The organism is Petrotoga mexicana DSM 14811, assembly GCF_002895565.1.
In the GTDB taxonomy this organism is placed as follows: domain Bacteria; phylum Thermotogota; class Thermotogae; order Petrotogales; family Petrotogaceae; genus Petrotoga; species Petrotoga mexicana.
This window is the reverse complement of record NZ_AZRN01000027.1, coordinates 1-9,208: the sequence shown is the minus strand read 5'-3', so window position 1 is coordinate 9,208 and position 9,208 is coordinate 1. Positions and strand designations below refer to the sequence as shown.

The window sequence follows — 9,208 nt, the reverse complement described above, 5'->3', positions numbered from 1 at the left end:
ATAATATCAAAAGACGTAAAAGATGGCAGAGTGATATCCCTGATAAGGAAATACCTCAAGAGTGGGGTAATGGTAAATGGGGTAGTAATAGAAACAGAAGAAGGGACTCCACAAGGAGGACCGCTAATCCCATTACTAAGCAACATAATGCTCCACGAACTTGACGTAGAACTAACGAAAAGGGGACACAAGTTTTGCAGGTATGCAGACGATTCCTGAGTTTGACAGTTACAAAAACGTAAGAATTCTAGAACAGGCATGAATAATTGCAAAAAAGCGTTTTTCGCTTTCTCTTTTTTTCAAAAGTGTCACTACATGCCTTTCTTTTTCTTTGTTTATCAGTGTTTTAGCCTTACGTTTTCGCTTTGCTCCTTTCTAATCCTTTAATTTCCTTATTTTGGTCCTGTAATTTCAGTTTCTCTATGAATTCCTCATATGGGGTTACCACTTTTGGAATTGGTATATTAAGTATCTTCAATATCTTCTGAGCTAAAACATTCATGTTGGTCCTAATGGCAAAACGCTGTTCGTTGGTTTTAATATCTATGTATTCCATGTTTTTAATCGCTTCTCTTATCTTTTCGTGTGAGTATTCTATATTGTTTCTCTCAAGTTCTAATTCAAGCGTTCTTTGCATTATGTAAGATACGAAACTCATTACTATGTGTCCCTTTATCCTTTTCTGTGTCCAATGAAATATCGGTCTTGTTTCAAGATAATTCTTTAGTGTTCTGAAGCTTTCTTCCACTTTCCACAAGGTATGATATTGCTCTAATATCTGTTTTGGATTCAACTGTGTGTTGGTTATTATTCCATAGTATCCGTCATATTTTTCGTCTTTTTCTATCTTTTCGATATCAAGTGTATAATCTACTTCGTTCTTTGTCTTTAAGTACTTTTTTGCACCTCTTTTGCTTTTTGATTCTATGTTCCCATCTTTCAACATTTTCTTCGCTTTTTCAATCAATCTAATCCTGTCTTTTCTATCTTTTTCTGCCCTTTCCTTTGAATGTATTATGAGTAATCTTTTACCCTCGTATTCTATTTCTCTATATTCAATCCCTTTTGATATTTCAGTGAATTCCCCATCGAATATATCCACCTTTTTTAACTGTTTTATCGATTTACCAACTATGAATTCGTAATCGGAATTCTCTACTATTTCCATATTGGTTCTACTCATCATCCCCCTATCAGAAACCACTATTACCTTTCCCAACTGATACCTATTTTTCATCGCCTCTATCGTATCTTTGAACGTATGTCCCTCGAACGTGTTGCCTGGATATATATCAAAACTAACCGGCATCCTATCCCTATCTATCGACATCCCCAAAACTACCTGTGATTCGTTGAACTTCTTATCTTTCGAATAACCCATCTGCAGTAACTCGTTCGTTTGTTGTGTCTCAAAGGCCAATGTCGTTACATCGTAAAACACTAAGTCTACTACAGAATTGAATAAACTTATCCTTTGACTGTACAGATGTTTCTCTAACTCTTCCTTCTTTTGCGCTAACACATCTAGCGTCCTGTACATCCATTGTAAGGCTATCCCTTCTTCGTCTGTCTCTGCCTCATCTATTCTTTTGAAGCCGTAATAATCTAGCTCTTTGAATATTCCCAACTTACTTTTCGGTTCTATTATTCTGTTCATAACCATTATTTTCAGCAAATCTTCTACATCGAACCTTATCTTTTTATCCATCTTTTCAAAGAACTTATCCATCTCATACCTTTCAAACAACTTATCCACTATTACCTTTACCCCATAATTCTTCTTATCAGGTGCTTCCTCAACACTATTCAAATTCACATAACCTTTTATATCGAATATCTGTATGAGTTTATCGACAATATTTTCCACTTCTTTTCTACTGATAGTATCGATTCTACCCAAATTAGCGATAATCTTTTGTTTATTCTTACCGTTTTCACGGTAACTTTCTACTATTCTTAAGTATTCTTTCCCTTGATTGTTTTTTACGGTTCTAACATACATTCAAATCATCCCCCAACTTCATAATGTCTTTAATATTATACCACAAAACTATTATGAAGTAAAGAGAATAATATAATTAAAAGAGAAGAAAGTGTCACTACATCAAAAAATTTTTTTCAAAAAAATAGGTGTTTTATCCCCTCAAACCCGCTTTCTTCCGTTCGGTTTACTGAAAAATTATCTATCAACTGTCAAACTCAGGAGGTACTCCACCTTCTAGAAGTTGCTCAATCAATTTTATTCCATGTCTTACCCCTATTCTATACTCATCTTGAGATGATTTTGCGTCCTCAAACTCTTCTACAATGGATTTAGGTATGTTAACATGAAAAGTTTTGGGGATGTTGTATAATGATTTTTTGCTTCCTAACGGTTTGATGCCCGGGATTATTGGAACCTCTATACCGAGTTCTCGAACTTTATTAACAAAGTTTTTGTAATACTCTATGTCAAAAAACATTTGAGTTATTATGAATTCTGCTCCCATATCGACCTTTAATTTTAAATATTCCAAATCTTTTTCAAAGTTTGGGGATTCAAAATGCTTTTCTGGATATCCTGCAATGCCCACGCAAAAATTTGTGGGATTATGTTCTTTTGTGGGACAAGTGTATATCCCTTTGTTCATATTTGTTATTTGCTCAACTAATTGACTTGCATGTTCGTACTCATCTGTTTCTTTCCATGTGTATCTTTTCTTATCCCCCCTTACGACGAATATATTTTCTATCCTGAGATAATTTAGGTCTATTAGTATGTCTTCTAGTTGATATCTGTTAAAGCCTGTACATATTAAGTGAGGAACTACTTCTATATTATACCTATGCTTTATTGAAGCACTTACCCCAACGGTCCCAGGCCTCTTCTTTTTGATGATTTTTATGATTTCTCCTTTTTCTTCAATATATTCTATTTCGTTGGCATGCTTAGTGACATTGATGAATTTAGGAGAAAATTCGATTAAATTATCCACAACATTAAATATTGAATCAATACTTTCTCCAACATTAGGAGGGATAATTTCGAAGGAAAGAATAGGTTTGTTTGATTGTTCAATCAAATCTACAATTTTCATTATGGATCACCCCGGAAAAGATATAATAAAACATTTGTTCAATTTTAACATATCAGCAAGGAAGTGTCAACAGTTAATGGGCTGTATAACAAAAAGGGTGGAGAGATCTCCACCCTGTAACTATTATAAAATTCACATCTTGATTTTAGAACTCTGATTATTTCTGAATTTTTTACCTATTGATTAATAATTAACCGTTTTACCTCTCTTATAATTTACCGCTGCTTGTGCAGCTGCTAATCTAGCGACTGGTACTCTGTATGGAGAACAGCTGACATAATCCAATCCCACTAAATGTGCAAACTCAATAGAATCTGGATCTCCACCGTGCTCTCCACATATTCCTACCTTCAATTTTGGGTTAGTGGATCTTCCACCATCCAAAGCAAGTTTTATTAATCTTCCAACGCCTTCTCTATCGATTTGTTGGAAGGGGTCTTTTTCGTAGATACCTTTTTCAATATAATCTCCAATGAATTTTCCATAATCATCTCTTGAAAAACCTAAACCAAGCTGTGTAAGATCATTAGTACCAAAGCTGAAGAAATCAGCCTCTGCACCGATTTGATCTGCAACGACACAGGCCCTGGGGACTTCGATCATTGTTCCAATTTTGTATTCTAAATCTACGTTGTTTTCTTTTATTAATTCGTCAGCGATCTTTTTGATAGATTCTTTAAGGATGGTAAGCTCTTTAACATTTCCAACTAATGGGATCATTATTTCTGGTTGTACCTTTTTGCCTTCTTTTATCATGTCTATAGCGGCTAAAATTATTGCTTTTGTTTGCATCTCTGCTATTTCTGGGTAAGTTATGGCTAATCTTACACCTCTGTGACCCATCATGGGGTTGAATTCTTCTAAATCTTTAACTATGCTCCTTAATTCGTCTTCACTGATTCCAATCATTTTTGCAACTTCTTTTATTTGTTCATCGCTTTCTGGAACAAATTCATGAAGAGGTGGATCCAAAAGCCTTATTGTAACAGAAAATCCTTCCATTTCTTCAAACAATCCTTTGAAGTCGGATCTTTGAAATGGTAAAAGTTGCTCTAACGCTGCTCTTCTTTGTTCTTCTGTTTTTGAAACGATCATAGTTCTCATCTTGTTTATTCTTTCTGGCCCAAAGAACATGTGTTCTGTTCTACAAAGTCCAATTCCTTGAGCACCGAATTCCCTTGCAACTTTCGCATCTCTTGGAATATCTGCGTTTGCTCTGACCCCTAAAACTGAAACTTCATCTGCGTACTCAAGCAATACAGAAATATCACCTGCTAACCCTTCTGGTCTAACTGTTTTGATCTTTCCAGCGTAAACTTTTCCTTCATTTCCATCGATGGAAATCCAATCGCCTTCCTTTAATTCTACTCCATTAGATTTTATAACTTTATTTTTTAAATCAATGACTATATCTTCTGCTCCAACAACAGCTGTTTTACCCATTCCTCTAGCAACGACGGCAGCATGAGAAGTCATTCCTCCACGTGAAGTTAGTATTCCTTCTGCAACGTTCATACCGCCAACATCTTCAGGGGATGTTTCGGGTCTAGCAAGAATTACTTTTTCACCATCTTTTGCCAGCTTTTCGGCATCGTCTGCGCTAAAAACAATCTTTCCTGTAGCAGCACCAGGAGATGCGGGTAATCCTTTTCCAATGTACTGGGCATTTTTTAATTCTTCGGGATCGAAAATAGGATGTAATAATTTTTCTATATCTGCCGGTTTAACTCTCATCACTGCTTCTTGTTTGTTTATGAGACCTTCTTTAACCATATCTACCGCAATTTTAACAGCCGCAGCAGCAGTTCTCTTTCCATTTCTTGTTTGAAGCAAATATAATTGACCTCTTTCAACTGTAAATTCTATATCTTGCATGTCCCTAAAATGTGTCTCCAATTTATCCATAACCTCAAGTAATTGGTTATATACTTTAGGATTGATATTTTTCAACTCATCCAAACTTTTTGGAGTTCTTATACCGGCAACGACATCTTCTCCTTGTGCGTTGGTGAGAAATTCACCGTAATATTTCTTTTCACCAGTGTTTGGATCTCTTGTGAAAGCCACACCTGTACCGCTGTCTTCTCCCATGTTGCCAAAAACCATAGCTACTACATTAACAGCTGTTCCTAAAAGACCTTGTTTATCCATTTCATTAATTTGTCTATACTTTATAGCCCTTGGATTGTTCCAACTTCCAAAAACTGCTTCAATAGCAATCCAAAGCTGTTTCATAGGATCTTGTGGGAACTCTTTTCCTTCTTCTTTGTACAGTTTTTTGTATAATTCAACAACTTTTTTAAGATCATTCGCGTCTAATTCTAAATCTTGTTTTACGCCCTTTTTGTTTTTTACTTCATTAAGGGCGTCTTCAAATTTTTCATGGGGAATACCAAGTGCAACATCACCAAACATTTGTATAAATCTTCTGTAAGAATCCCAAGCGAACCTTTCATTGTTAGTTAGTTTGGCCAATCCCTCGACTGATTCATCGTTAAGACCTAAATTCAATATAGTATCCATCATTCCAGGCATAGAAATGGCGGCACCAGACCTTACTGAGACCAAAAGAGGATTTTCGTTGTCACCGAATTTTTTACCTGTAACATTTTCAAGTTCCCTCATGGCTTCTTCAACAGTTGATTTAAGATCTTCTGGGAATTTTTTGTTGTTATCCCAATAATATTTACATACTTCTGCTGAAATAGTGAAACCTGGGGGTACTGGCAAGCCTAAAGATGCCATCTCTGCTAAGTTAGCACCTTTCCCTCCAAGAATGTCTTTCATTTTTGAGTTACCTTCTACTCGGTTTTTATTCCACACGTATACATACTTTTTCCCCATCTTTTTACCTCCTATCAGATTTTATGAAAAAAATTATAATTACAAAAAATCTATGATGATTAAATCATCACACTTTGTTCAATTATATTCTAATTACTTTTTTTCTATTTCTCATTTGGGTAAAATTTAACATACAATTTTAATAATTTAAAAAGCCTCTTCTCTTACTAATTTAAAATTCATAGGTTTATTTGAATCGTCTATCAATAAATAGGAAATCAACTTTTTTTTGATGAACTCATTTCTATTTATTCCAAAATTTCTATTTACCATGAATTTCCATGTTCCAGTATTAATATAAACTTCTTTTGGTCCTCCGTTTTTTATAATATTAAACGATGCTCTATGGTTATGACCCATAACTATTCCCTTTACTTCCCCTTTAACAAAAGAAATATCTTGATCATAAAACCCAATAAGATATTCTTTTGGTATATAGAATTTATCGTTCAAAAGCTCTTCTGCCTTCATTAAAAGAGAATTTGAATTTCTCATACTTCTGAAGAACATTCCTACCCTAACTATAGCTTCGCCTAATTTCATCCCCCCTAAGTTATTTATAAATATGTTAGATAGAATATTTACGCCTGGAAAATTTATTTTCATCCACTTTTTTACCTGAGGGGTTTTAATTAGTTGTGTAAAAGTTTCGATCCATTTGGTTTTTAAATTATATTTTAAATCATATTTTTCTTTTATAACATCCAACCACTTGAAGACATCTAACTGAGGATAGATATTTTGATAATCAGAAAAAAGCTCAGCAGGTAGAATTTTCCCAGCAACTTTCCCAAAATTATAGTTCATGTATTTGTTCATGTACTCTGCAAATGGGGGAATAAGGTTTCCATCTTTATCTTTGCTCAATCTGTTGACTATATCGAACTGATTACCATGTATAACAAATAATCTAATATTTGGATCATAATAATAGGGTAAAATTTCACAATTCTCAAATACTTCTTTGATCCTTTCATTTATTTTTTGATTCAAAAGAATGTAATAATCGTGGTTACCTGCGATATAATAAATTTTATGTTTTTTTGAAAATTTTTGAAACTCTTCGATCAGCTTTTCATGGCTGGCAAATATTGCATCTATTAAAGACGGATCAAATTTTTCAGCATATTCAAAAGCTGTATCCATTATGAGACCATCATTGATTAAGTTGGATAACTCGAAAAAATCTCCGACGACAAATAACTCATTGTTTTCTCCATCAAGATCACGTAGTAACTTGATTAGTCTGTTATCGTATATAAAGTCATCAGATTCGTTACCTAATCCGATGTGTAAATCACTTAGAAAAACCTTCATTTGGTTTCCTCCAGCAGATTTTTTCCAAATCCCGAAGGTAATTATAACACATACATTTTCCCCTTTTTATAAGATTTATTAAGAATATATGAATATCAAATTCGACTTGCATAATGATAAAATGTGTGGTATAATTTAAATACGACAAAAATTATCGGAAATTAAATCAAATTATGGAGGTGTAATTATGGCTTTTGAATTACCAGAATTGAGATATTCCTACGATGATCTAGAACCTTACATAGATGCAACAACAATGGAGATTCACCATACTAAGCATCATGGAGGTTACGTTAAAAATTTAAATGCGGCTTTAGAAAAATATCCTGAATGGGCAAGTAAAAGTATAGAAGACATTCTCAAGGATTTAGACAATATACCAGCCGATATTAGAACAACAGTAAGGAACAACGGAGGTGGACATTACAATCATTCTTTATTTTGGACAATAATGGGACCCAACGGTGGTGGTAAGCCTTCTGGAAAGTTAGCTGAAAGTATTGATAAGACCTTTGGAAGCTTTGACAAATTTAAAGAGGAATTTTCAAATGCAGCAGCAACAAGATTTGGAAGCGGATGGGCTTGGATGGTTTTAGATAACTACGAGCATCTTTCAATTCTATCCACCCCAAATCAAGATAACCCGATAATGTACAGTTTGAAACCTGTGTTGGGCTTGGATGTTTGGGAACACGCTTATTATTTGAAATATCAAAACAGGAGACCTGAATACATACAAGCCTGGTGGAACATAGTTAATTGGGAAGAAGTTGGTAAAAGATATGAAATGTTACTAAAATAAAGGATAGTAGAAGAAAAAGGTCTCGGTTGCACAGGCAACCGAGATTGCTTTTTTACTTTTGGGAATTTTCAAAAAGTTTTGTCTTTTGTAGACCGAATAACACTATATATGCAACGAGAATTCCTACGGTGAATTGTAAAACATTCCAAGGTACCTCAAAAATAGGCATCACCCAATTACCAACTATAATTCTACCTGCAAAAAAGTATCCTATAACCATCCATAAACCAGCTATCATACTTCCCATCAAATTACCTAGTCTGAAAAGCGTTGAACCCTTTCCTCTAAGGAACAACGAAATTAGTATTATGGCTATTGGTATTGCTAAAAGAATAATGTTGATTAATCCCCTAGCGTTTAATAAAAAATTTTCTAACTCTTCTATACTTTCGTACCCCAATTCATTCATTAGGTTGCTAGTCAAAGGAGATGTTGCTAAATTCGCTATCAAGTTTTTTAAAAATAAGGAAAGAGTTAAGGAAAAAGCCAACCATATACCTATACTTGAGAGAAAAATCGTAAGTTCTTTTTTGCCCGAATATTTGTTTCTATAACTATCAGAAACCCATCCGACTAAAGCCCCCATAACGGATTTTATAATCAAAGTGGGTATAGCCCAATAAGCATAACCTCCAACCAAATCTGCCAAAGCAGAACCCAATCCTCCTGCTAAAGCTCCAACCCTCCTACCGAACAAAATCGCTGAAATGAATATCATGCTGTCTCCCAAATGTACGTAACCCCTTGTGAATGGCACAGGAACTTTTATCGCAAAGGTTAAAACAAAAACTAAGGCAATCATTATACCAGAAATTGCAACATCTTTCGTCTTCAATATAAATCCCTCCTCTAAGTAGAGATCCAATAATAAACTAAAGGCTGTGTTTTTCAATTAATTATACAACATCCACTCTTTGAATACAACAGTTCAAATATTTTTTTCATTAATTAGAAAATAGTTTCTATGAAATTTTTTTCATTCTTTGAATAATTGCCTGTAAAAAGCTATAATCACTTATAATCGTCTCTACTGTCCTTTGACTTTTTAGTTCAATTAAATTATAATAAGTACTATCAGAAAATAAATTGATACTTTATCCTTAAGGAATGGGGAACGAAGCGAATGGGCAAAGACTCCTTATCCTTGTGGGTGGGCTGCGGGGCGAAG

General features: G+C 34.3%; 6 protein-coding genes and 1 pseudogene. 2 read left to right on the top strand and 5 right to left on the bottom strand.

The window, feature by feature from the left end; translation table 11 throughout:
• A pseudogene (locus X927_RS06515) lies at window positions 1–213 on the top strand (reverse transcriptase domain-containing protein); the annotation flags it as partial.
• A gap of 139 nt (window positions 214–352) precedes the next feature.
• On the opposite strand, the gene X927_RS06510 reads toward X927_RS06515, so the two are convergent.
• From X927_RS06510 to X927_RS06495, 4 genes are all read right to left on the bottom strand, one after another.
• On the bottom strand, window positions 353–2,002 hold the full coding sequence (locus tag X927_RS06510) for an IS1634 family transposase (RefSeq protein ID WP_103077293.1): 1,650 nt from the start codon (window positions 2,000–2,002) through the stop codon (window positions 353–355).
• Window positions 2,003–2,186: 184 nt separating this feature from the next.
• Window positions 2,187–3,077 carry a methylenetetrahydrofolate reductase gene (locus X927_RS06505; RefSeq protein ID WP_103077292.1) on the bottom strand — a complete coding sequence of 297 codons (891 nt, stop codon included), beginning with the start codon at window positions 3,075–3,077 and terminating at the stop codon, window positions 2,187–2,189.
• 183 nt (window positions 3,078–3,260) lie between these two features.
• Window positions 3,261–5,921 (bottom strand): pyruvate, phosphate dikinase, encoded by a 2,661-nt coding sequence (gene ppdK, locus X927_RS06500; RefSeq protein ID WP_103077291.1) that lies wholly within the window; start codon window positions 5,919–5,921, stop codon window positions 3,261–3,263.
• A gap of 147 nt (window positions 5,922–6,068) precedes the next feature.
• Window positions 6,069–7,238: a metallophosphoesterase gene (locus X927_RS06495; protein ID WP_103077290.1), complete on the bottom strand. Its 1,170-nt coding sequence runs from the start codon at window positions 7,236–7,238 to the stop codon at window positions 6,069–6,071.
• Between the two features lie 187 nt (window positions 7,239–7,425).
• On the opposite strand from X927_RS06495, the gene X927_RS06490 reads away from it, so the two are divergent.
• On the top strand, window positions 7,426–8,040 hold the full coding sequence (locus X927_RS06490) for a superoxide dismutase (RefSeq protein ID WP_103077289.1): 615 nt from the start codon (window positions 7,426–7,428) through the stop codon (window positions 8,038–8,040).
• Window positions 8,041–8,092: 52 nt separating this feature from the next.
• On the opposite strand, the gene X927_RS06485 is transcribed toward X927_RS06490, so the two are convergent.
• Window positions 8,093–8,875: an ECF transporter S component gene (locus X927_RS06485; RefSeq protein ID WP_169925178.1), complete on the bottom strand. Its 783-nt coding sequence runs from the start codon at window positions 8,873–8,875 to the stop codon at window positions 8,093–8,095.
• Window positions 8,876–9,208 lie beyond the last annotated feature (333 nt).